The sequence below is a fragment of the Pseudoalteromonas distincta genome (assembly GCF_000814675.1).
Taxonomy (GTDB): Bacteria; Pseudomonadota; Gammaproteobacteria; order Enterobacterales; family Alteromonadaceae; genus Pseudoalteromonas; species Pseudoalteromonas distincta.
The window spans coordinates 161,675-185,004 of the sequence record NZ_JWIG01000010.1 but is presented as its reverse complement, the minus strand read 5'-3'; the positions used below and the strand labels follow the sequence as shown (position 1 = coordinate 185,004).

At 38.6% G+C, this 23,330-nt stretch carries 19 protein-coding genes; 5 read left to right on the top strand and 14 right to left on the bottom strand.

What is annotated here, in order from left to right:
* A partial coding sequence (locus QT16_RS07920) for an IS30 family transposase (RefSeq protein WP_039487784.1) occupies positions 1-940 on the top strand: 940 nt, incomplete at its 5' end.
* Between the two features lie 113 nt (positions 941-1,053).
* Here the strand turns inward: QT16_RS07920 and QT16_RS07915 are convergent.
* The 3 genes from QT16_RS07915 to QT16_RS07905 all read right to left on the bottom strand — a co-directional run bounded on the left by QT16_RS07915 (position 1,054) and on the right by QT16_RS07905 (position 4,225).
* A complete protein-coding gene (locus QT16_RS07915; RefSeq protein ID WP_024609084.1) occupies positions 1,054-2,067 on the bottom strand; it encodes a patatin-like phospholipase family protein in 1,014 nt (337 codons plus the stop codon).
* A gap of 283 nt (positions 2,068-2,350) precedes the next feature.
* Positions 2,351-3,340 (bottom strand): LLM class flavin-dependent oxidoreductase, encoded by a 990-nt coding sequence (locus QT16_RS07910; RefSeq protein ID WP_039487761.1) that lies wholly within the window; start codon positions 3,338-3,340, stop codon positions 2,351-2,353.
* Positions 3,341-3,481: 141 nt separating this feature from the next.
* Positions 3,482-4,225 (bottom strand): siderophore-interacting protein, encoded by a 744-nt coding sequence (locus QT16_RS07905; RefSeq protein WP_039487760.1) that lies wholly within the window; start codon positions 4,223-4,225, stop codon positions 3,482-3,484.
* A gap of 294 nt (positions 4,226-4,519) precedes the next feature.
* Here QT16_RS07905 and QT16_RS07900 point away from each other — a divergent pair, with 294 nt between their 5' ends.
* The 3 genes from QT16_RS07900 to QT16_RS07890 all read left to right on the top strand — a co-directional run bounded on the left by QT16_RS07900 (position 4,520) and on the right by QT16_RS07890 (position 6,681).
* Positions 4,520-4,939 (top strand): MarR family winged helix-turn-helix transcriptional regulator, encoded by a 420-nt coding sequence (locus QT16_RS07900; protein ID WP_004334811.1) that lies wholly within the window; start codon positions 4,520-4,522, stop codon positions 4,937-4,939.
* 81 nt (positions 4,940-5,020) lie between these two features.
* On the top strand, positions 5,021-5,434 hold the full coding sequence (locus QT16_RS07895; RefSeq protein ID WP_004334808.1) for a S24 family peptidase: 414 nt from the start codon (positions 5,021-5,023) through the stop codon (positions 5,432-5,434).
* Complete coding sequence (locus QT16_RS07890; protein ID WP_039487756.1) at positions 5,422-6,681, top strand: Y-family DNA polymerase; 1,260 nt, start codon at positions 5,422-5,424, stop codon at positions 6,679-6,681. The genes QT16_RS07895 and QT16_RS07890 overlap by 13 nt, the downstream gene beginning before the upstream one ends.
* Before the next feature lie 20 nt (positions 6,682-6,701).
* Here the strand turns inward: QT16_RS07890 and QT16_RS07885 are convergent, their stop codons facing one another.
* From QT16_RS07885 to QT16_RS07865, 5 genes are all read right to left on the bottom strand, one after another.
* Positions 6,702-7,163, bottom strand: a complete 462-nt coding sequence (locus tag QT16_RS07885; protein ID WP_004334802.1) for a hypothetical protein — start codon at positions 7,161-7,163, stop codon at positions 6,702-6,704.
* 439 nt (positions 7,164-7,602) lie between these two features.
* The gene (locus QT16_RS07880) at positions 7,603-8,121 is read right to left on the bottom strand and encodes a DUF4240 domain-containing protein (RefSeq protein WP_039487755.1); all 519 of its coding nucleotides are present in this window, start codon (positions 8,119-8,121) and stop codon (positions 7,603-7,605) included.
* A complete protein-coding gene (locus QT16_RS07875) occupies positions 8,121-8,312 on the bottom strand; it encodes a YwbE family protein (RefSeq protein ID WP_004334795.1) in 192 nt (63 codons plus the stop codon). The genes QT16_RS07880 and QT16_RS07875 overlap by 1 nt, the downstream gene beginning before the upstream one ends.
* 68 nt (positions 8,313-8,380) lie before the next feature.
* On the bottom strand, positions 8,381-8,662 hold the full coding sequence (locus QT16_RS07870) for a hypothetical protein (protein ID WP_039487752.1): 282 nt from the start codon (positions 8,660-8,662) through the stop codon (positions 8,381-8,383).
* 19 nt (positions 8,663-8,681) lie between these two features.
* Entirely contained in the window at positions 8,682-8,894 is a 213-nt protein-coding gene (locus QT16_RS07865) for a hypothetical protein (protein ID WP_004334789.1), read from the bottom strand.
* Positions 8,895-8,994: 100 nt separating this feature from the next.
* Here QT16_RS07865 and QT16_RS07860 point away from each other — a divergent pair, with 100 nt between their 5' ends.
* Positions 8,995-9,801, top strand: a complete 807-nt coding sequence (locus QT16_RS07860; RefSeq protein ID WP_004334787.1) for an ion transporter — start codon at positions 8,995-8,997, stop codon at positions 9,799-9,801.
* Positions 9,802-9,884: 83 nt separating this feature from the next.
* Here the strand turns inward: QT16_RS07860 and QT16_RS07855 are convergent, their stop codons facing one another.
* The 6 genes from QT16_RS07855 to QT16_RS07830 all read right to left on the bottom strand — a co-directional run bounded on the left by QT16_RS07855 (position 9,885) and on the right by QT16_RS07830 (position 23,290).
* Positions 9,885-11,015, bottom strand: a complete 1,131-nt coding sequence (locus QT16_RS07855; protein ID WP_039487750.1) for a DUF748 domain-containing protein — start codon at positions 11,013-11,015, stop codon at positions 9,885-9,887.
* Positions 11,016-11,244: 229 nt separating this feature from the next.
* Positions 11,245-13,134, bottom strand: a complete 1,890-nt coding sequence (locus QT16_RS07850) for a putative bifunctional diguanylate cyclase/phosphodiesterase (RefSeq protein ID WP_238719429.1) — start codon at positions 13,132-13,134, stop codon at positions 11,245-11,247.
* A 338-nt stretch (positions 13,135-13,472) separates the two neighbouring features.
* Positions 13,473-14,612 carry an aspartate-semialdehyde dehydrogenase gene (gene asd, locus QT16_RS07845; protein ID WP_004334779.1) on the bottom strand — a complete coding sequence of 380 codons (1,140 nt, stop codon included), beginning with the start codon at positions 14,610-14,612 and terminating at the stop codon, positions 13,473-13,475.
* A 203-nt stretch (positions 14,613-14,815) separates the two neighbouring features.
* A complete protein-coding gene (locus tag QT16_RS07840) occupies positions 14,816-17,512 on the bottom strand; it encodes a TonB-dependent receptor domain-containing protein (RefSeq protein WP_039487746.1) in 2,697 nt (898 codons plus the stop codon).
* Between the two features lie 64 nt (positions 17,513-17,576).
* The gene (locus tag QT16_RS07835; RefSeq protein ID WP_039487744.1) at positions 17,577-21,665 is read right to left on the bottom strand and encodes a beta-helix domain-containing protein; all 4,089 of its coding nucleotides are present in this window, start codon (positions 21,663-21,665) and stop codon (positions 17,577-17,579) included.
* 296 nt (positions 21,666-21,961) lie between these two features.
* A complete protein-coding gene (locus QT16_RS07830; RefSeq protein WP_039487742.1) occupies positions 21,962-23,290 on the bottom strand; it encodes a tetratricopeptide repeat protein in 1,329 nt (442 codons plus the stop codon).
* Positions 23,291-23,330: the final 40 nt, after the last annotated feature.

The following is a 23,330-nucleotide window of genomic DNA, read 5'->3' as shown; positions in this document are numbered from 1 at the left end:
TGAGTGGTATCATTACCAAAAAAAATCAATACGTGAGGTGAGCCGATTACTAAATCGTTCACATAGCACTATTAGCCGAGAGTTAAAGCGTAATAAATATGATTATTACGTACCAACTTATTACCCTCATCCAGCTCAAATGTATTACGAAGTAAGGGTAAGGGAGAGAGCTAAGCGAGTTAAGCTTAAGTCTGTTGAAGCTCAACGATATGTGACTGATAAGCTCAAGCTTGGGTGGAGTCCAGAGATCATAGCTGGGCGAATAAAATTTGATAAAACCTTACCCAACGTATCTCACGAGGCCATTTATCAATATATATACAAGAATGAACCATCACTTATTGTATATTTAGCTAGGCAACATAAAAAACGTAAGAAAAAATATCCAACCCGTAAAACGAAAACAGTTTGGGGTCAAAGATGTAGTATTTTAGACAGGCCAGATGACATTAATCTCAGAAAAAACTTTGGGCATTGGGAAAGTGACTCTGTTGAATCTAGCGACAGAAAATGTGCGCTGAATGTGTTACTTGAACGAGTTTCTAGAGTGTGTCATATCACCAAATTACCATCTAAAAAAGCTCTAGCGACATCGAATGCAATATGTAAAAAACTATCTATTTACCCACCGAGTTCTTGTTTATCGATAACTTATGACAATGGCTCTGAAAATACAGAGTTTAAAAAAGTAGAAGCCATTTTGAAAAATAAATCTTATTTTTGTGAGCCTTACCACAGCTGGGAAAAAGGTGCTGTAGAACAAATAAATGGTTTAATTAGAAGGTATTACCCGAAGAAAACAAACTTTAGCAAAGTAAGCCATCAGCAATTAAAAAAAGTAGAGGAACAACTAAATAATCGCCCTAGAAAATGTTTAGGATTTAAAACACCAAATGAAGTCTATAATGAATTAGGTGGTGCACTTCCAATTAGAATCTAGGGGTTAATAAATGTACAAATTAGGATGGGTGTCATTTAAATAAAAGGCATTTAAATGAATAATACTGCAACTTTAAGTCGCAGTATTATTCATGATTTGGGTATCCAATTTGCTTAATTGTAACGATACTCGCTTTGTGAGTAGTTATGCGTATTGCTGATCTCAAATTGGCTTTGCTGCGCTAAATAAGACCGACCTGCAGCTAAGCCTAATTTATGATCAAAACGTAAATCGTTATTTGAACTACCTAATAATTTGCTATGCAGTTTTTCGTCTGCAAAAATTTGTATTATTTCCACATCACTTGGTGGATTTGCAATAAACTCAAGCTCATCTAAATACGCTTTTTCGTGCTGTATTAAGTAGTCCAATGTTTTTGGACAATAACCTGATGCTATAGCAAATGTTCTTAGCTTTTGTACCCATGCAGATTGCGCTTGAAAGTTAGCGTCAACCGTTCTTATTACAACAATTTTACGTGCACCTCGGTTGTAAGCTTCACGCACGGGAAGTGGAGCGGCTAAACCGCCGTCTAGATAAAAATCGCTCTGTGCTTGTTCTTCAACAAGATGTGTTTCATTCGCTGCTTTTGCGTTTAACCAAGGTGTTAACTTTACACCTTGTTTGTATAAAAACGGAAGTGCGCTAGAAGCCTTTAACAAATCACGCCATTGACCGCTATCACCTGTAGGCGATAAGTAATAAGCTTTTCTGTCTCGTGCGTTTGTTGCTGTTATAAGTAGTTCACGCTCACCTAAACTAGTTTTCGCTGTTTTGAAATCTATAGCTCTGTTTACTTCAGTGGTTTTGTCAAAGTACCAATCTAAATCAACTATATGCTTACCCACTAATCCGCGACCAAGCTGAAAAAAACGCTTATTACGCGAAAGTCCTCTAATCAGGCGTTTAGCGTAGCCTTTTTGACGCGCTAAGTAGCTAGTTAAGTTTTGCGAACCCGCTGAAGTACCAATAAATAAATCAAATGGGTCATAGCTTTGCTCTAACCACGCATCAAGTACGCCCGCTGTGAATATCCCTCGCTGCCCGCCACCTTCAGCAATCAGAGCAACTTTTGGCTGCGCTGTTTTGTTAACTGAATTAGCTGTTGCGGTGTTTAGAGAGTTCACGGTGTACCTGCCTTTAGTTTTATGATGTCTGGTTTAATAGCTACATTATAAAAAACAAAAGTGATATCTTAAAATTGATTGTTTAAATCAGTTCAATTGAAAAAACAGAACGGTATATAAAGCAAAATATGTACTAAAAATAGCAATCAAATTTACTTTGAATATTTAAATAACAAATACAGACATCACTTAAAGTTAATAAAATGAGTTAAAAAAGTTTAACTTTTGATGATGTCTGTATATTAACAAGCCCAGAGTGTACGCTTGCTTAACTAACTATATTTTAGTGCTTTATTTCCATTAAAATTTCGAGTGCACGGTGGCGTTTTTCACTATCGAATACATCATTGGTAAATATAAACTCATCAACTTCTAGCTGTTTCGCTATCATCTCTAACTTGTGTTTAATACTTACATGTCCGCCTACTACGCTTAGACTTAAAAAGTTCTCTACATGAGCGCGTTCTTGTTCGCTCCACAACCCGTCCATACTTTCAACGGGTGGTTTTAACCACAGCTCATTACCGCGTATAAGTTCGAGTACACGTTGCTTAGAAGTAGTCGACAAGTATTGCGCTTCATCGTCGGTGTCTGCTGCCACTAAAGGCAGTGCAAGCATTACGTATGGCTTATCAAGTACGCTTGATGCTTTAAATTCGCGCTTATACAGCGCTATTGCATCGTGTACAAAGCGCGGTGCAAAATGCCCTGCAAATACATACGGTAACCCTTTTTGCGCCGCTAGTTGCGCGCTAAATAAACTCGAGCCTAATAACCAAATAGGAACGTTTGTATTCTCACCCGGTATAGCACGTATAGGGTGCGTACCGTTGTAAGGACCTAACAATGTTTGCAGCTCAGTTACCTCACCCGGGAAGTTTTCTGCACGGCTCATATCGTTATTTAATGCACGACTCGTTACATGGTCGCTACCTGGGGCACGCCCTAGCCCTAAATCTATTCGCCCTGGATATAAGCTCTCTAACGTACCAAATTGTTCAGCAACAACTAATGGGGAGTGGTTTGGCAGCATAATACCGCCCGATCCAACGCGTATCTTTTTGGTATTACCTGCAATATGGCCAACCAAAATTGAAGTGGCCGCACAAATTATACCTGGCATATTATGATGCTCAGCAAGCCAAAAACGGTTAAAGCCAAGCTCATCAGCACGTTGGGCGTATTTAGTACTTTTATGAAGAGTGTTAGTTACGCTGTCCCCTTTGATCATGGGGGCAAGTTCTAATAACGAAAAAGGAATGGAATTTAACAAAATAGCAGCTCCTAAAAATGCATGCTAACAATGTATTACATCATTAGCATAAAACACTTAAATGGGTCTGCTATTAGGTCAATTCAAGTTACGCAGTGGTATTAGAGCAAAATAGGTATATGTTATTTTGCTCTAAGGTATTCAGGCAAGCTGTGCATCACGTTGGCGCAGCTTTTTATAGCCTTCTGAGTCCACGCCTTTTTTCCAATACCCTGAGGAAACAATATTACCGCGTGGTATATTAAATTGCTCTGTTAGCAGTGTTTTTGCCCTACGAACAAGCCCAGCTTCCAATGCCATAAATACAATGGGAGGCTCTGCTGTAATGTGCAAATTTTGAAGCGCGCTAAGTAGCGCCTCGTCAGCGTTGTCGGTAACAAGCCAATTAACATCGCGGCTTGTTTCTAAATCAATAATGTCTTTTTCGGTGGGTACATGTACAAAGGCATCAATTTTTGAAAATAAAGGTAATTGTTGTATATACCCCTTTATTGCATTTACCGATGTTAAATCTCCTAGCAACACATAATGCGAATGCCCATAATTATCTAGCTTTTTAGGGCCTGGGCCTGCAATACCTACCTCATCACCTACTTTTGCAATTTTAGCCCAGTCAGTTGCCGGACCTTGGTGCATATTTATAACAAAATCAAGTGTTAACGCGCCTGTTTGTGCATCTACATGCCTTATTGTGTAAGATCGCATACACGCTGTTTTTAAGTTAAAATCTACTTCACCATTTTTTGGGATCAGTACTTTTACATAGTTACCAATGTGCTGTGAGGTTAAGTCGTTAAAATCATCAGAGCCTACAACAATGCGTTGTAGATGTGGTGTGATTTGCTGCGTACTTAATATGTTAGCTTTGCGAATTTGTTTACCCATGCATTACCTCGTTTTACAAAACTTGGACTTTAATACCAACTTGCATAAATCTTTGATCAATTTAACGAATTAAATTGCACTATCACGTTGTTAAAAATTTTTTATTTAGAGCAACTAGATAAAAAATTTTAGCCTAGTTCTAGCGTAATCTTCTTAACGTTAAATAAACCCCATATATAAGCAGATTGGTATAATAATTGGCTGCTATAAAAGCAGACATTGCACAACGCCCCATTGGTTGATAAAATCAACTATAACAAATTAATTGACTTTGTCAACTATATTGAGAGTTTTATGAATACACCTTTATCAAATACGCTATTTGAATTGATGCAAAATTACCGCGTCACAATTCGTGAAGCAATTAACGCAGGCGAACTTGGTATTAATGCTATGCACGTACGCTGCATACATATTATTGCGAACGTAAATAACTGTACGGCTAACGATATTGTTACTAAAACGCAGCGCGACAAAGCGCAAATAGCACGTTTAATTAAAGATCTTATTGGCTTAAATTTAATAAATAAACAGGCAAGTGAGCACGATAAGCGCTGCTTTATTTTGTCGCTCACAGAGCAAGGGAAAGTTCTTTTTGATAAGTTATTAGCCTCAGAGCAGAAAATAAATAATCAAATGTGTAAAAACTTAAACCCTCAGCAAATCAAAGACTTTTTAGATATCGCACAGCAAATGATCAAAAATATGGATTGATCGGTTATACATTTCTTGGCATAACTTACACAAAACGCATATACTGTACACTTATACAGTATATGCGTTTTAGGTTGTGTTATGTTTGTCATTCCCATTTATATAGAAGCAGGCGTGTGTGGTTTTGAATCGCCCGCAGCGCAGTACACCGAGCTAGGTGTAACCCTTGATGAGCTTTTAATAAAGCACCCAAATGCTACCTTTATTGGCCTAGCATCGGGTAACTCTATGCAAGAAGTCGGAATTTTTGAAGGGGACTTATTAGTTATTGACCGTGCAGAGCCTGCAGAAAATGGTGACGTTATTGTTGCTAACTTAAATGGTCTTTTTGTATGCAAGCTGCTTGATAAAACCAATGCACGGCTGCTTTCAGCGTCTTCTTTACATAAGCCTGTACAACTCACCTCTGCAGACGAGTTTCAGCTCGAAGGCGTAGTAACGCTATCAATAAGAATGCACAGGCAAAGCCCAGAGTTATTAAAATGTATGCCTTAGTTGATGCTGTGTCGTTTTATGCCAGTGCCGAAAAAGTATTTGACCCTGCTATTCGATCCAAACCCGTGGTTGTACTTACCAATAACGATGGCTGTGTATGCGCTATTTGCCCTATTGCTCGGCGCTTAAATATTCCTAAATTTGGCCCGTACTTTAAAGTTAAGCATTTACTTGAGCAAAACAACGTTGTTATTCGCTCTAGCAATTACGAGCTTTATGCTGATTTAAGCGACAAAATGATGAACATCATCGCTCGCTTTTGCGATACACAGCACATATACAGTATTGATGAATCGTTTTTGCACTTTGATGGCTACACATCATTAATTAAAGACTGGCATGAATACGGTCATACAATAAGGCGCACAGTATGGCGCGAAACAAAACTTCCTGTAGGTGTTGGTTTTGGCCCGACCCCTACTTTAGCAAAAGCCGCTAACCATGCCGCTAAAAAGCTCAGTGGTTTTAATGGTGTAGCAGTAATAAATAGCGAACAAACTCGCCAAGCTATTTTACAAAGAATGAGCTGCGAAGATGTCTGGGGAATAGGCCGGCGGCTAGCTAAAAAACTTAAAATAATGAATATACAAACCGCCTGGGATCTTGCTCAGCAAAACCCTAGAGCAATGCGCCGTGCATTTAGTGTGGTTGTTGAACGCACAGTAAGCGAGCTTAACGGGATAACATGCTTAAACTGGGATGATGTACGACAAGACAAGCGGGAGATTTATTCGACCCGTAGTTTTGGAGAGCGCATATGTGAGCCAACAGCACTTAAAACAGCGCTAATTAACCATGTAACCACAGTGGCTAATAAATTAAGAGCGCAACGTTCGCTCACTCACCAGCTTTATATTTTTGCAGCCAGTGGCGCGCACGAAAATAAATATTATAAAAAATCGTTTGTGTATAAGTTCCCCTCACCCACTAACGACACCTGCGTGATGGCTAATGCTGTATCTGAGGTATTTAATAAGATTTACCAACCCGGTATACGGTTTTATAAATGTGGTGTAGGCGCGGTAGAGCTAATATCAGAACAGTTTCAGCAAAATGACTTATTTAATAAAAGCCCTGATAATCCAAAACTTATGCAATGCTTAGACACAATTAACAAACGATACGGAAAAGGAATGCTAAGCCTTGCAAGTAGTAAATTAAATGACCGGTGGCACATGAACCGTGATTTTTTGTCGCCGCAGTACACTACGCGTTGGCGCGATATCCCTAAAATATACTGCGAATGATTTGCTACTTACTAGATGCTTTATTTACTCTCATCTGCTTTTTTAAATGTGCACTCTACATTGGGTTCGCTCAATGTGTATTTGAGTGTGTTATCGGCTAAAAACTTGATACTTTGACTGATTGTTTTTTCGTTTGCTGGGCTTTCACAACGGCTCATTCTTAAGCCGTTTTCAAGGCCATCACTTTTATATTTAAGCGTGCTGGTTATAAAGCAAAAGTTTGGTTTTTTAATGGTTCGGGTACCATTGTGGAGCGATCCAAATACAATTTGCTCACCAAGTTTAAAACCCGCACTTAAATCACTTTCATCTGTCAAACTCAAATTGCTGTTAACGCATAACCCTGAGTTGCTCGACACAACTTCGTAGGCTCCCAATTTTGACTTTAAAAGCGGTATAAATCGTGTTTTATTACTCGGCTCAGAAAAAGCATTTGCACTTGTAAAAGCGACAGTTAATAAAGCGAGTGTTAAATATTTCATTTCGTGGGTGTATCCTCGTGAGTCAGCGTGTTAAATAATAGCAAAATGCCTAATCACTTAGCTTTTATAACTTTTAACAACTATAACAGAGATTTACTATAAAAGGAGAGAAGTCGTATTCAGGAACCGAGACGCGAGCAGCTAAGGGAGCTTTGCTCGACTATTACTGATTCTTACATGTGTGTAAGCCAGTAAGATAACGCAAGAGCAATTACCGAGCCCATTAGGTTATAAACCTCGTGCCGCAAATAAATCCCTTAGATTTAACACATTTAAATCCACAAAGATTCCTCCTAGATACTGCATTACAAACCATTTTGCTGTTAAGTACTTTAGTTAATACGTACTTAAACAACAAAACGATTTATATCAATGCGCTTACTTGTAGGGAAATTAAACTCATTAAACTGTTTAAATAGCGCACAAATTACTATTTATTTTATTGCCAGTACTTTGCAAATAATAAAGGGTAGCTTTGCTTTAAAAACTTAGGTTTGTCTTTAAAACGTTTACCTTTAGGTTCATCACTGCCTGATGGAATAAACGGTAATTCGTCTTCGCTGCGTTCTTCAAATAATAAACCGGCTATTAAATCATACTCATCAATATACGGGTAAGGCTGCTCGTTTAAGTAATAAACAGGTGTACACTGCGCTAACGAATCAGCATTTTCTAAAGCGTTTTCGAATACTGTTTTACCGCGCGAAATTAACCAACATCTAAACTCGCTAAAACCGTAATCGTCGTTACATCCAGCCATCACAAAAGCGGCACCAAACAAATCCCAGGTAAAACATTTACGCATATGTATGCCAAAGTGTTTATCAAAATCAATAAGGTGCTGATCGCTTAAATCATTCAGTTTGTTTTTTAGGTTATCGCTCACACTTTGTGGATCGAGCCCTAAATCAGGCGTTGTTACCAAATCCCAAAAAGCCTGCTCTGTTAACGTTACCATTATAAAATCTCTTTTACTCGGCCAACTTGACCATCTTCTAAACGTACTTTAATACCGTGTGGGTGATTTGGGGATTTTGTTAAAAGGCGCTCAACCACACCTTCTGTTAATGTGCCGCTGCGTTGATCTTCTTTTAATACAATATTTACTGTGGTACCTGGTGAAATTTGCGAACGCGAAGGAACAGCCATAATTTAAACCCTAAAAATAATTTATCTAATTATAACGTCCATGTGATGTCATACCAACTAAACCGCTGTTAATTGGCTAAAAATGAGATGTGTGCTGGTTTTGCGTTCAACTTAATAGCTGCTAGCTGGCTAAGTATAATCTGCGTTAACTCATCAAGTTGCGGTTTTGCATCTTCACGGGCTATCTCATCAATAAAGTAACATTGTACTTTTAACGTGTTTACTTCGTTATTTAAATCAACTGTATGCGTTAGATAATCAAAACCAATTACCATTTCTTTTATTGCTTCGCATGCATTAGTAAGCGCTAAGCGAATTTGTTTATCACGCTGTTTTTGAGTTTTAGTCATAAATATAAAGGTTACTTATTTATTTAGTCTGTGCTTGTTGCTGTTTTTTAAACTCTTCGTAGTTAGAGTCTTGTTTATCTAGGCATTCGTAATATTCTTTGTCAGCTTTATAGTTACACTCATCAAGGCGCGCCGATTGCAATTCATGAAAACGTGCATCAGAGCTGCAACCAGCCAAAACACATGATCCAATAATAAGTAATGCGCTGCTTTTTAGTTTATTGATAAACATTAAATTTCCTTACACTTTCTATATCGAAAAAGCGTTAAATTATTACGATACTATTGTATATTAGCGCCATAAAATCTTAATATCCAAAGGATCTATTACTATGATGTCGCAGTTACAAAAGTTGTTTCAGCGTATAGACAAAAGCAAGATATTTCAATCATTTGTTATAGCTGTAATTATTGTTTCTGCCCTTACAGTAGGTGCACACACTTACTCACTACATCCTACCGTAGAGCTTGCTCTAAATTGGATGGACGTTGGCATTACTGCATTCTTTTTAATTGAACTAATAATCCGCTTTGTTGCAAGCAAAGGCATTAAAGACTTCTTTTCTAAGGGATGGAATATATTTGACACTATCATAGTATTGGGCAGTTTATACCCTGCTGCTGGCTCTACAATGTTAATTGCTAGGCTGTTGCGCATATTTAGAGTGTTACGATTGGTTTCGATGATCCCAGAGCTGCGCTTATTGGTTAACTCATTGCTTAAAGCAATTCCGCAAATGGGTTATATAGCCCTATTAATGTTTGTTATTTTTTATATATACGCTGCAATGGGCAGCATGATGTTTGCTGAAATAAACCCCGTACTTTGGCAAGACGTCTCAATATCAATGCTTACCTTGTTTAGAATAGCAACGTTTGAAGATTGGACCGACATAATGTACGAAACAATGGCGGTGTACGAATTAAGCTGGATTTATTACCTTACGTTTATATTCTTAACTGCATTTGTGTTTTTAAACATGATGGTAGGTGCAATACTTGAGGTAATGAGTGAGGAGCACCGAAATGCCCGAGAAGAGCTTGCGGATAACGATTCACTACCTGCAACACAAGGTCAGGTAAATGAGCTACAAGTTCAAATTGCAGAGCTTAAAGCGCTATTAAGTAAAGACAAATAGAAATGTCTAAACTAAGTAACACCAACATCAATAATGTTGGTGTTACTTTGAGTTAAACGTTTAATTTGGGATATATAAATACATTAATTACTTTTATTACTTAAAGATTCATCACTCTTTGGATCTTCAAAAGAAATAACATTATCCACTTTCATTTTAAACGCATCAAAAAAAGCATTTTTTAAAACCGAAATAACGGCTTTGAAAGTCGAAACATCCGTATTATCTAATTGCCCCTCTATAGGAATGCGTGCAGCAACAAGCTTAGACTCATCGTTTTCAAGTATAGAGCCCAGTAAATCTACACTGCCTTCAAATATAGCAGTAAAGATACCGTCATCATCTTTTTCTATATCTTCTCGCCAAGAAAATACACTCAGGTTTTGAACACCCGCTTTTACATAACCATTTAAGTTATTATCTTTAGCCACAAGTTCCATTGCGCCATCAACGCCCCCCGCTTCAATATCAAACGGTGTATACACTTTAAATACAGTGTCGAGATTTTTAACTGAGAAGCGCTGTACCTCTGCGTTAAAATCAAAATTAGCGTGTTTGCTAAAAGGGTCTAGTTTGCCATCAAGTTTTAATGCGGCCTCCCCCATTAACGCCCCCTCTACGTTTAGAGTAGTCACAAGTGTTTTTGATAGGTTTTGCGCATTCGTTATATTTTCAATTTTGGCATTAATATTTGATATAAAAGTGGGTTTTTCACCGTTATTGGTTGAGTTAACTAAGGTTAACTTGCCTTGCTCAATTATTAAGGTATCAATAGAAAACAGTACTAAGTCATTCGCCAGTCCCACCCAAGTGGTTTCATCTTTTACTTGTTGATTTTGCTCAGAAGCATTGGGGTCTTTATCGTAAATAACTATCTCAGGACGCGTAAAAGCCATATTTGTGACTAAATTCCCTTTTAAAAGGGCTGACCACGCAAGTGAAAAATCGAGAGTTTGAATACTCAGTAAAGGCTTAGGAGCTGAAGTTGCATCAATAGCGTAAATTTCAACGTCGTCAATCGCGTAGGCACCGCGATATAAAAACAAATCTACATCACCAACATGCCCCGTAACACCTTGCGTATGTTTTAGCTGATAATTTACGTACTGCTGAAGCGCATAAGGTGCGGCTATTCGGGCAATAATAAGGACTAATAAAATAACCGCAAATGAGTTAAACCATTTGCTATGAAATACATTAGAAACCGAGCTCATTGTAATTTCCTTTACCTAATACTTTCAAATGAGCATTTTAAACATGTAAGAATTACGCAAAATTGTAACAACACTACGTAAATCGTATTTAAAATACATCGTTAATAGCCTAAGTGAAGTTAAAGTGGCTAATTTAAGTATTAACAGCAAAGGTTATACCAATTTAAAATTGCTACAAAAAATTGGGTTTATGCAGCAATGCTTAACTAAATAAAAACAACGAGTACCTTTAATATATCAAGGATAGTGCTTGATCAAATCTAACTGGTTTACTGAATATAAAACCTTGGTATTTATCAATTTCTAAGCTTTGTAACAACGTTAACTGAGCGGGATTTTCTACGCCCTCCGCTATTACTTGGCAACCAATCATATGCGACATGTTAGTTACCGCAGAAACAATACTTTTATCTTTTGAGCACTCACAAATATTATCAATATAAGATTTGTCTATTTTAATGTAATCAACTGACAGCTCTTTTAAAACCGATATAGAAGAAAACCCAGTACCAAAGTCATCAATAGAAATACGCACTCCAGTATTTTTTATGGCCGTAATCACTTTTGACAAATACGGTAAATTTTTAATCATGACTGTTTCTGTTATTTCTAAATGCACATTGTATGGTTTAACTGCGTACCTATTTAAAAGCGCAACTAAAAAATCTAAAAAGTTATGGTTTTCTAGTTGCAGCACCGACACATTAATCGACAATCCAATATTACTGTTGACGGCATTTAGCTTACTTAAGCTCGCAATGGCTTGCTCTAGTACAAATTCGCCGAGTATATTAATTTTTCCATATCGCTCTGCAATATCTATAAATTCTGAAGGGGGAATAAATTCATCATTAAACTGCCAACGAAGTAGTACTTCAAACGTAGTTATTTCATTTGTGCTTATATCAACAATAGGTTGATAGCACAGGTGAAAGTCACCTTTTTCTACGCACTCTTTAATTGAGCTGCGAAGTACTTCTTCTCTTTTAAGCGATTCATGCATTCGCTCGTCAAATACCGATATTTCATTACGGCTTTTCTTACCTTCATACATAGCTACATCAGCGTATTTAATCGCCTCTGCAAGATTAAAGTTCTCGCGCGTAAAATACAGCCCAACCTTAAAAGAGGGATTTACTTGATAGCTGTTCATGCTTACTGTTTTCGTTAAGGTTTTAACTAATCTAAAAACACAGTCAAAAAGTTCGTCTTCGGTGTTAGTGCGAGAATAAAAAATAAACTCATCACCTCCCCATCGACAAGCAATAAAGTCGCCTTGGGTTTGTGTTTCAACTAATCGTTTACCTGTTTGAGCCAGCACAAAATCACCAAAATCGTGACCGTATTTATCGTTGATGATTTTAAAGTCATCCATATCTAAAAATAAAACAGCTTTAATATCATCATTTTGATTGGCTAAATCAAGTTCAACATTAGAAACAAAGCTCCCCCTGTTAAACAATTTAGTTAGGTTGTCTTTTTGCTCTAAAGAAATTATTTGTTCGGTACGAAGTTGCACTTCGTTTTCTAAGTTTTCAATAAATTGATCTAACTTAAGTTCGTTATTAATTGATGATTTTACATCTTTTGCACTACGTGAAGCCGTTATAAAACACAAAATAAACCATAAAACGAGCCCTAAAACACCTAGTACATTCTCATCTTCAATAGGCTGTAAAAGTAATAAAATACTAAAAGGAACCAGTAAACAGGTTATATACGACAAGGAGGAACGAATATCAGAAGCTAAAACGTTTACACCGCCACCAGCGAGGGAGCTAAAAACAACCAATGATACAAATTTTTCCTGCATTTGCATGTTTTCATAAAACAAAATAGGAAAAGCAGCCCATGTTAATGCCGTTAATAATAAACCTATAAAATACAGGTGATATTTAAAAGCATGGGTGTTGTTAACAAATACATGGCTTGCTATTCGAAGTAATGAAATAAATGATAACGTAAAAAGCCAGTAAAGCTTTTCTTGCGAGGCGCTGTGGTTAATACTGCTAAAAATAAGAAAACAAGAAACAACCGTGTTTATAGCAATTGCAGAACTAAAATAGGAGCTAACAAATGCTAATCGCTTATTGGCAAAGTTATTTGTGTGAGAGGTCATTAATGTTACTTGAATAGGCTGTTGCACAATGTAAACAGTTTACTTAAGTTCAATAATAAACAAAAGTGAACATTCATAAAAAAGTATTGTTTTAGCCTCTTAAGCGGTTTTATAAGCCATTAAACTAAAAAGGGCTGGCAAATTGCCAACCCCTTTTGTTAATACTGATTATATATTATACCAATTCGCTTAATTAAGTGATCTATTTAGAGGGAAGAAAATCGTGTCGATAACAAGGCAAAAATTTCGTTATTTAGTTGTTCTATATCAAAAATATTTAACGTAGTTAACGTCAGATTTAACCCCTCAAATTAATTAAGTATTATTGCGAATTGGTATTACTCACCATCAACAATTATGCGTAACATACGACGAAGTGGCTCTGCCGCGCCCCATAAAAGCTGATCGCCTACTGTAAATGCGCTAATGTATTTTGGTCCCATCGCTAATTTACGAATACGCCCAACAGGAATGCTTAAAGTGCCCGTTACTTTAACCGGTGTTAAATCTGTGGCACTAATTTCACGCTCGTTTGGAATTACCTTAACCCACTCATTATGAGACGCTAAAATTTCTTCAATTTTTTCTACGCTAATATCTTCACGTAATTTAATGGTCATCGCTTGTGAATGACAACGCATAGCGCCAATACGTACACATAAACCATCAATAGGTACTGGTTGCTTAGAAGAGCCTAAAATTTTATTCGCTTCTACTTGCGCTTTCCATTCTTCTTTAGACTGACCGCTTGGCATAGGTACGTCAATCCACGGGATTAAACTGCCCGCTAATGGCACACCAAATTGATCTTGTGGTAAGTCTTTAGACGCCATTGTTTCACTGACTATTTTATCAATTTCTAAAATAGCAGAGCTTGGGTTATCTAATTGCTCAGCAACACTTGCATGAATAGCGCCCATTTGTGCAATAAGCTCTTTCATATTTCGTGCACCAGCACCAGAGGCTGCTTGGTAAGTCATTGGGCTTACCCATTCAATTAGGTCTTGCTCAAATAAACCGCCTAATGCAAGTAGCATTAGCGATACTGTACAGTTACCACCAACAAACGTTTTAACGCCTTGCTCTAAGCCTTGTTCAATAACATCTTTGTTTACGGGATCTAGCACTATTATGCTGTCCTCACTCATACGCAGTGCTGAAGCTGCATCAATCCAGTAACCATCCCAACCCGACTCTCGAAGTTTTGGATATACAGCATTGGTGTAGTCACCGCCTTGGCAAGTAACAATAATATCCATTTTAGCAAGTTCGCTAATGTCACTTGCATCTAGCAATGGTTTTGCGTCGCCTGCAATATCAGGGCCGAGTTGCCCCGCTTGTGAGGTGGTGAAAAAGGTGGTGTCGATATGGGCAAAATCACTTTGCTGCTGCATACGTTCTAATAACACAGAGCCAACCATGCCACGCCAACCGACTAATCCTACTTTTTTCATTGTTTGTTCCACTGTTTGATTCATAAAAGATGCCTTAATACATTAAAAATTAAATTCATTGCGTGAGATTTAATTTTCATTAACGTCAAAATAACACCACCAGCGCGCTAAAACTAGTGAATAAAGTAGAACTTAAATATTTTTCATAGTCATAAAAAAGCCCTGTATTAAATACAGGGCTAATAGGTAATTAGGTTTTATTATATCCCCCTTCCTTGGGTAGAAAATTAAAACTCGTAGCTAAAGCTTAAACTAAACTCAGTGCCTTCTTCTTGACGCCAAAGTGTTAAGTTTTCTTGTTCAATTTCTTTTTCTTGGCCAAGTATATTTTTAACTTTAAAATTAACTTTAGTATTAAAGTTAGGGAAGTAAGAATAAACTAAATCAAGAGAATGAAATGACTTTTCTTCTGCGTCTTCGTTACCACGCGTACCTGGTACGATTATGCGCGGCCCAAACACGTTATAAACAACTGAGGTAGAATGAAAACCATCAGCAGAGTCATAACCCATTTGTAAGTTTGCTACCCATTCAGAATGACCAACTAAACGACGTTTATTATTAGTAACAATGTTAGAAACAGAGTCTGCTTCCAGCGCCTCTTTTAGTTGTTGTTCAAATAATGAATCAACCCCATCAGCATCGTTTATGCCAAGCTCAACACTTGAATCCGATAGAGTAACGTTACCTGATAAAAATATGGCAGATAAATCATTATGAATAAAACTAAAGTCAGTTAAAAAGTCTACCTCAATACCTGTTAGTTCACCCGACTGCGCATTTGCTGTTAGTAATTGCGGAGCGGCTCCACCAACACCCGCTAACTCAACCATTTCAATTGGGTTTTCAATATCTTTATAAAACAAAGCAACTGATAGATTGTTTCCTGAAGGCATGTACCACTCAAACCTAAAGTCAGCATTTTTTAGCTTAGAGCTTTGAAGTGTAGGCGAGCCTCGCACTAAAAACTCTGTTAGTGGGTCAACATAATAAGTTGAGCTTACATCACGCATATCTGGGCGAATCGTCGTTTCACTTAAGTTTAAGCGAAACTGCATTTCTTCATCCATAATATAAGTAATTGCTAAAGAAGGAAAAAAGTTATCTTCTTTTATTGCAACTTCGCTCACTTCTTCAATTGTTCCATCAAAGAAATTAGTATGAGCCTGAAAAGGCACTGATATTTGAGAAAAGTCTTCCCAACGAATACCACCGGTTATACGCCATGTGTTTTCGTAGAAAAAGTCGGCCATAAAATAATAAGCGTCTAACTTATGTGCAGCGCTGTACTTATCACCATCTGCGGTACCATCATCAAAAATACCAGAGCCTGTAATACTTGTATAAAACTCACTATTAGCTAAATTTTCGTCAGAAAAAATTTGGTCTATGTTTGAGCCAAATGTATATTCATCTGTTATACCACGGTGCGTAATACCAAATTGAATATTACTTGCATCACGTTTTTTTTCAGAAAAATCGCCACCCACCTTAAGCTCTAACTCATAGCCATCACCATAAAACGGGATGCCCATATTCCAACCATATGTATCTACGTCATCATGCAAAGTTTGATAATCACGTGTTACGTTTGTTGCAGCAACATCTTGTAACTGCTCTGATTCAAATACACCATCATTTAAGTTAGTTTGAAAAACAACATCCAATGCGCCAGGAGCATCTCTGTTGGCGCGGCTTGTACCGGCATACCAATCAAAAAATAAATTTTCTAATTCAGGAAAGTTATGCGTCCCTTTGAGCTGCGTAGAGAACATTTCACGCTCTTCATACATAACGTCAACACGGCGTAACTCAGTTACACCTTCTTCAGACTCGTTAGCATCGAAAAAGTCACGATTACGCACTCTGTCACTCATATCATGAAGCGCTATATTCGTTAGTTCAAATTTATGGTTATTATTAAATTCATAACCTAAATTTAATGTGCCACTCCAACGAACGGTTTGTTCAGTAGATATGCCATCATAAGTTTGTGCAAAACATTTATCTTCGCAGCCCAAACTACCTAAATTTGTACCGCTTTGCTCTTTAACTACTTCCCATTCATTGTCATAGGAAACCGCTGCAAGAACGCCAAAAGTACCTACTTCAGACTCAAACCTATCACCTAGTGCTACTGAAAAGTTCATGCCTGGATCAACGTCTTTCTCAGTAGGTCCAACTTGCCAATCTAGAGATTGTAGGAGCGCTTGACGCTGCTCAAGCGTAGTACTGCTGTCACCTTCAAGTCCTGCATCACTTTTGAGCGCTGTAGAAATTGATGAAGGTAAAGCACGTGTACCATCATCGCGCCCCATCCAATCATCATCACCACCACTGTAAAAATAACCGGTGTCACTGTTAGAGGTGTTATATGAAGTACCTAACTGTATTTTAAACAAAAAATCAGAAGGAATAGATTTGGTGCGTATATTTACATTACCACCACCAAAGTGCGCTGGCATATCAGGAGAAAACGATTTCTGCACACTTAAGCTTTCAATAATATCCGATGGAAATAAATCCAGTGGGACAACTGATCGAGTGGGATCTGGGCTTGGAACATACATGCTATTAAGTTGGGTACTTGAATAACGTTCACCCAAACCACGAACATAAATATATTTACCATCGACTAAGGTTAAACCTGTCACACGACGAAGCGCTGAAGCTGCATCGCCATCACCTGTGCGTGATATTTGATCAGCACCCATAATATCAGCAACAAATGCCTGATTTTGACGCTCTTGTAGTACTGCGCCTGCACTACCTTTTAGTCGCTGGCCAACAGCAACTACTTCTTCTATTTCTTGCTCTTCGGCTTCGGCTGCTATAGCTGTGTTTACTGATAGCCCCATAATTGCAGCCATAACTGCGCAATTTAGTTTACATAGAACAAGAGAAGAGGGTTTAAAAGATTTCATTTTTATACTCCGAAACAAAACAAGACATTAGCCGAGCTTTCGCTCGGCTATAATGTGGTTTGGATTAAAGGCCTACCTTAACCCAACCTGCTGTCCAGTCTGTTTGTGCATCCATTGCACCAATGTAATCTACTGAATCAAAGTAACTATCTAGGCTTGAAGAATCAAAACCATTACCTAACAGTAATGACTCAGCCGAAGGCATATATCCGTTATCTGCTAAACCAAGGTCTGTGGCTGCTTGCACAGAGTTACCTGTTTGGCCTAAGAACCAAGACTCAACATTACCAGTACCAATAGCTTGTGTACCAAAGTTATTTGCCGTTTCACATGCAACAACTGAGTGAGTAACAGTTAATGTACCATCCTCTGCGCGAGGAGCTGAATCTGAACCTACACGTAAACAATTTGAATAATCTGCCCCGCCTGTCACAACCACGTTTTTAAGCATACCCGCAGTGCCTGCACGTAGACGTATACCGTTAACCCCAACATTACCAATAATAGTAACATTAGAAATTGTAGGCATTGTGAGTGGAGTTGCACTTGAATCAAACTCAGAGTTATCCGCCTCAATTGCATTATCACCTGTTGAGTCAGCTTGCTTGATAAGTACGTATTGCGCTTTACCCGTCCAACCAAATGACCAATCTAGTGAGTCATCACCAATATTAGTTAAAACCAGGTGACTGATGTTTGCAGTACCACCGAAAAATTCAACACCATCGTCCAGATTTTCATGAACGTGAATGTAATCAAGCTCTGTTTGACTACCAACACCAGCAAGCGTAATGCCGTTTAACTCATCTCCGTTGCCAAGCGTTTTACCTGCTTGTTTAACTGCCACGTATTTTAAAGTACCTGAGTTATCTTCTGGGTCATTACCACCAAATTGACCAGCGTCACCTTCAGCAGACACACCACAGTTTGCAAGCTCATCAGCGGTAGCTTCGCCTTCTTGATCGCCACATGAGTTAGCCGGTGCATTACCTAAAAGCACTAAACCGCCCCATTGACCAATAGTCGTTTCGCCACCAGTAACATCTTCAATAGACGTCATAGTAATTGGCTGAGTTGCACTGCCCACAGCCTCTATTTTAGAACCACGGCGAACAACTAAAAAGTCATCACCCGACTCGCCAATAAGCGTAGTACCAAATTGAACATATAAAGTCGTTTCATCAGCGCGGTCATTACCTACGGCTGTACGGCCTTTTAGAATCCAATGTGCATCGTTAGTTAATGTTACGTCTGAAGTGAATACAACATCAGAAGTTAACTGATAAACTGGCTTGTCTGTGATTTCAGGAAAGCTTGCTGATACATCAGTAGCAAAACCCTGCTCTAAGGCGTTTTGAATATCATCAGGAAAACTTGGCGTTATAGCAACTGTCCAACCATCCATCCAGTTATTATCGCCATCAAACGCACCAATATAATCTGTTTTAGTAAAGAACGAATCAAGGTCTGACGAATCAACACCCGAACCTAATAATGGTGAGCTAGATTTAGGTGTAAAGCCATCGGTTGCTAAACTAAGGCCAGCAGCTGTCAGCGTTTGGTTACCTGTTTGGCCTTCAAACCAAGATTGAACGTTACCACCACCAATTGCTTCACTACCAAAGTTATTATCTTCACTACATGCCACTACTGAGTTTTCAATAGAAAGCTCTCCAGATTCTGCATTTGCTACAGAGTCAGAACCCACACGTAAACAGTTTGAGTAACCTTCAGGCCCTGTAATTACTACATTACGTAGTACGCCCGCTGTACCTGCACGTAAACGAACACCGTTAGTACCATCAGCACCCACAATTGTTACGTTAGAAATTAGTGGTTTTGTTAAAGGTGTAGCATTTGAATCAAATTCTGAGTTATCCGCTTCAATAGCGTTATCACCACCAACAGCACTTTGTTGAATATAAATATTTTGCGCACGACCTGTCCAACCAAACGACCAATCAAATGCATCATCACCAATGTCAGTAAGTACTATGTTACGAACATTTACAGTACCACCAAAAAACTCAACGCCATCATCAAGATTTTGATGAACTTGGATATATTCTACTTTTGTTGCAGAGCCTACACCCGCAAATGAAATACCATTAAGCTCATCACCGTTACCAAGAGTTTTACCTGCGTGCTTAACGACAATATAACGAAGAACACCTGAGTTATCATCGCTAATATCGCCACCAAACTGACCAGCGTCACCTTCTGCAGATACACCACAGTTAGCAAGTTCTTCAGCTGTCGTTTCGCCAGTTTGATCGCCACACGAGTTAGCAGGAGCATTACCTAAAAGTACTAAACCGCCCCATTGACCAATTGTTGTTTCAGCGCCTGTTACATCTTCAATAGATGTCATTGTAATAGGTGCAGTTGCATTACCATTTGCGTTAATTTGCGAACCACGACGAACAACTAAAAAGTCATCACCTGATTCACCAATTAATGTCGTGCCGGCTTGAACATAAAGTGTTGTAGCGTCTGCACGGTCATTACCTACTGCAGTACGGCCATTTAAAATCCAATGTGCGTCATTTGTAAGTGTTACATCCGCTGTAAACGTTGTATCTTCAGCTAAGCGATATACTGGCTTATCTGTAATTTCCGGAAATTCGCTAGAAACATCTGATGCTAAACCTTGTGATAGCGCATTATCAATATCAGTAGGGAAGCCACCATTGATACCAACAGTCCAACCTTCCATCCAATTAGTTGAGCCATCAAAAGCACCAATTTGAGTATTTGCAATAAGTGGCGAGCCAGCAAGAGGTGTATAACCGTTGTCATCTAGCATTAAATCAGCTGGGGTAAGTGTTTGGTTAGCGTCTTGGCCTTCAAACCAAGATTGTACATCGCCACCGTTAATAACTTCGCTGCCAAAGTTATTCGCTGCAGTTTGACAAGCAACTATAGAGTTTGTAATCGTAAGTGTGCCATCCTCTGCACGAGGTACTGAATCAGAGCCTACACGTAAGCAGTTTTCATAAGTAGCTGGGCCCGTTACAAATACATTTTTAAGAACCCCAGCAGTACCCGCACGTAAACGAATGCCGTTATTGCCCTCAGCACCCACAATTGTAACGTTTGAAATAGTAGGTAGTGTTAATGGTGTTGCACTTGAATCAAATTCAGAGTTATCAGCTTCGATAGCGTTATCGCCTACGTTAGCCGCTTGCTGAATATAAACGTTTGTAGCTGAGCCCGTCCAACCAAAAGACCAATCTAGCGAATCGTCGCCAATATTTGTAAGTACAACATTGCTTACATTAACTGTGCCACCAAAGAACTCGATACCATCATCAAGATTTTCATGTACTTGAATATAATCAACCGTAGTTGCAGAGCCAACACCGGCAAACGTAATACCATTTAACTCATCACCATTACCTAACGTTTTACCGGCTTGCTTTACAAGTACATACTTTAAAGTACCTGAATTATCATCACTGATATCGCCACCAAACTGACCTGCATCACCTTCAGCCGACACACCACAATTAGCAAGTTCATCAGCTGTAGCTTCACCTTCTTGGTCGCCGCAAGAATTTGCTGGCGCGTTACCTAATAATACTAAACCGCCCCACTGACCAATCGTTGTTTCTTGGGCTGTAACATCTTGAATTGAGGTCATTGTAATGGGCTGACTTACAGTCCCTACCGATTCAATTTGTGAACCGCGACGAACAACTAGGAAGTCATCTCCTGTTTCGCCAATAATCGTTGTACCTTGCTGAATATAAAGTTTGGCGTTATCTGTGCGATCATTACCAACCGCAGTACGGCCATTTAAGATCCAGTGTGCGTCGTTCGTTAACGATACATCAGTAGTAAACACAGCATCTGCAGCTAAGCGATAAACGGGCTTATCTGTAATAGATGTAAACTCACTAGAAACATCAGTCGCTAAACCCTGAGTTAGTGCATTATCAATATCAGTAGGAAAGCCAGTGGTAGCATTTTGTGAATCATCACGTGATGACGTTTCACCACTTGTATCGTCACCGCCTTCAATAACGTTAGTTACTGTATCACCTTCATTAATAGTTGTGTCGCCTTCAGATACTACTAAGTCTCCACCACAACCAGCTAAAGATACTGCAGTTGCAATCAAACTTACTTTGAATAAGTCAGATAATTTCATTGTTCACTCCGTTAAAGTATTTAATTATTTTTTAGGTGCTCAAATAAACTCAAGTCACCATAAAACACTTAAATAATGCTTTAAGGTCACTTGAGTTTAGCTGCGGTTACAATACGGGAGACTTATGACAAAGTAGTTACAGTTTAATAACCATAAGATGACAAAAGTAACTTATTTAAAATCAAACAATTGGATGCTTTTAGAGACGATAAAAACCGCCCTGAGGCGGTTTTAGTATTGCGATTATGAACTGGTTTTACACGCGTTACTTGTTAATTAGCAAAGCGCTTTAAAATTTACAGTAAAGCTGTTCTAAGTGTTTCTGCATGCACTTTTTCGCGCTTTACATATTTGATCCACTGCTGTGCTAAACGCTGAGATTTTTTATGTTTTTCTGCCTGCTCAAACGCTAAAATTGATGCATCAAAATTTTGCATGTTGTACTGCGCCATACCCAGTGCAACAAATGCATTTGATTCAAAATCAAGACCACCTTTATCAAGTGCTTTACGCGCTGCATCGGCGGCTTCTTCATATTGCTCTGTATTAACAAATACTTCGGCTAAACGTTGATCGTATTTACCGTGCTCAGATAAATCAGCAGCTTTTGCAAAGTAGGTAATAGATTTTTCATCTTCTTTAGCTTGGATCATCGCCTCTGCTACAAAAGCGTAGTTTTTTGCTGTTTTTTCAGCAATATCTTTATCAATGGCATCGCTCATCACTTTTGCAGCTTTAAACGCTAAACCATTGTATAAATACACTTGCGCTAATTGGCGTAAATCAGATTTAGAGGTTAAAAATCCTTGCTGGTAAGCGGCTTCAATTACCGCCAACTGTTGTTTTTCCCTACCTGTTTCACCATACATACCCGATAACTGCACCCAATACTCAGGCTTATTATAAAGCTTTACCATGCGCTCAAGCACTTCAACAACTTTGTCAGTTTGATTAAGCGAGTAATACATTGCACGCTGTAGTACTAACCAGTTTTCTTTAGGTGTTTCGCCTTCGCTGTCGCTTAAAGCAATCACTTGAGATATGTACTCAAGCCCTTTTTTATAATCTTTTAACTGATAGTATGTTTGAGCCCTTAGCAAGTAGTAGCCTTCTGTTTTAGGCTGGGTGTTAATACTGTCCCAGTCATCTAAAAAAGAGATAACTTTAGTGTAATCACTATTAGCCATAGCCAGTTGAGCCAAGCTAAATGTAGTGCTTAAACGAAGTGACTCAGGAATGGCTTCCTCTGCTACCACTTTTTCAAACGAGGCAATCGCTTTTGGTAAGTCGTTTTCGTTGTAATAAATAAACCCGTAAAAGTTATGCATCATTGCCACTTCGTACGAGTTCATGCTTGCAGCTCGCTCTTGAATGCTATCAAGCGCTTCAAGGCCTGCTTTAACATCACCATCGTCTGCAAGCTTTTGGGCACGAGCAAGCTGGCTATAAACCTTTTCACGCAGTGCTGGTACACGTTTCGTTTTTTGTTCTTGCTCTGCATGTGCCGTAGCTACATGTAGCCCTGGAATTAGGCTTAGAGCACTTGGTGCAACAATACTTGTACTGATCGCAGCGGTACAAAATAGTGTTAACTTTAAAAGTTTAGCTGTAGGTAGTAATTTCATAATCGCCTCGCATTTCTGTCCGTTTACTCGTGGTTAATTA

Excerpts from the sequence above, each read along its gene's own strand:
- QT16_RS07905 (WP_039487760.1), bottom strand. The coding sequence starts at position 4,225 with ATGGGTAAACAAATTCGCAAAGCTAACATATTAAGTACGCAGCAAATC.
- QT16_RS07900 (WP_004334811.1), top strand. The coding sequence starts at position 4,520 with ATGAATACACCTTTATCAAATACGCTATTTGAATTGATGCAAAATTAC.
- QT16_RS07895 (WP_004334808.1), top strand. The coding sequence starts at position 5,021 with ATGTTTGTCATTCCCATTTATATAGAAGCAGGCGTGTGTGGTTTTGAA.
- QT16_RS07890 (WP_039487756.1), top strand. The coding sequence starts at position 5,422 with ATGTATGCCTTAGTTGATGCTGTGTCGTTTTATGCCAGTGCCGAAAAA.
- QT16_RS07885 (WP_004334802.1), bottom strand. The coding sequence starts at position 7,163 with ATGAAATATTTAACACTCGCTTTATTAACTGTCGCTTTTACAAGTGCA.
- QT16_RS07880 (WP_039487755.1), bottom strand. The coding sequence starts at position 8,121 with ATGGTAACGTTAACAGAGCAGGCTTTTTGGGATTTGGTAACAACGCCT.
- QT16_RS07875 (WP_004334795.1), bottom strand. The coding sequence starts at position 8,312 with ATGGCTGTTCCTTCGCGTTCGCAAATTTCACCAGGTACCACAGTAAAT.
- QT16_RS07870 (WP_039487752.1), bottom strand. The coding sequence starts at position 8,662 with ATGACTAAAACTCAAAAACAGCGTGATAAACAAATTCGCTTAGCGCTT.
- QT16_RS07865 (WP_004334789.1), bottom strand. The coding sequence starts at position 8,894 with ATGTTTATCAATAAACTAAAAAGCAGCGCATTACTTATTATTGGATCA.
- QT16_RS07860 (WP_004334787.1), top strand. The coding sequence starts at position 8,995 with ATGATGTCGCAGTTACAAAAGTTGTTTCAGCGTATAGACAAAAGCAAG.
- QT16_RS07855 (WP_039487750.1), bottom strand. The coding sequence starts at position 11,015 with ATGAGCTCGGTTTCTAATGTATTTCATAGCAAATGGTTTAACTCATTT.
- QT16_RS07850 (WP_238719429.1), bottom strand. The coding sequence starts at position 13,134 with ATGACCTCTCACACAAATAACTTTGCCAATAAGCGATTAGCATTTGTT.
- asd (WP_004334779.1), bottom strand. The coding sequence starts at position 14,612 with ATGAATCAAACAGTGGAACAAACAATGAAAAAAGTAGGATTAGTCGGT.
- QT16_RS07840 (WP_039487746.1), bottom strand. The coding sequence starts at position 17,512 with ATGAAATCTTTTAAACCCTCTTCTCTTGTTCTATGTAAACTAAATTGC.
- QT16_RS07835 (WP_039487744.1), bottom strand. The coding sequence starts at position 21,665 with ATGAAATTATCTGACTTATTCAAAGTAAGTTTGATTGCAACTGCAGTA.
- QT16_RS07830 (WP_039487742.1), bottom strand. The coding sequence starts at position 23,290 with ATGAAATTACTACCTACAGCTAAACTTTTAAAGTTAACACTATTTTGT.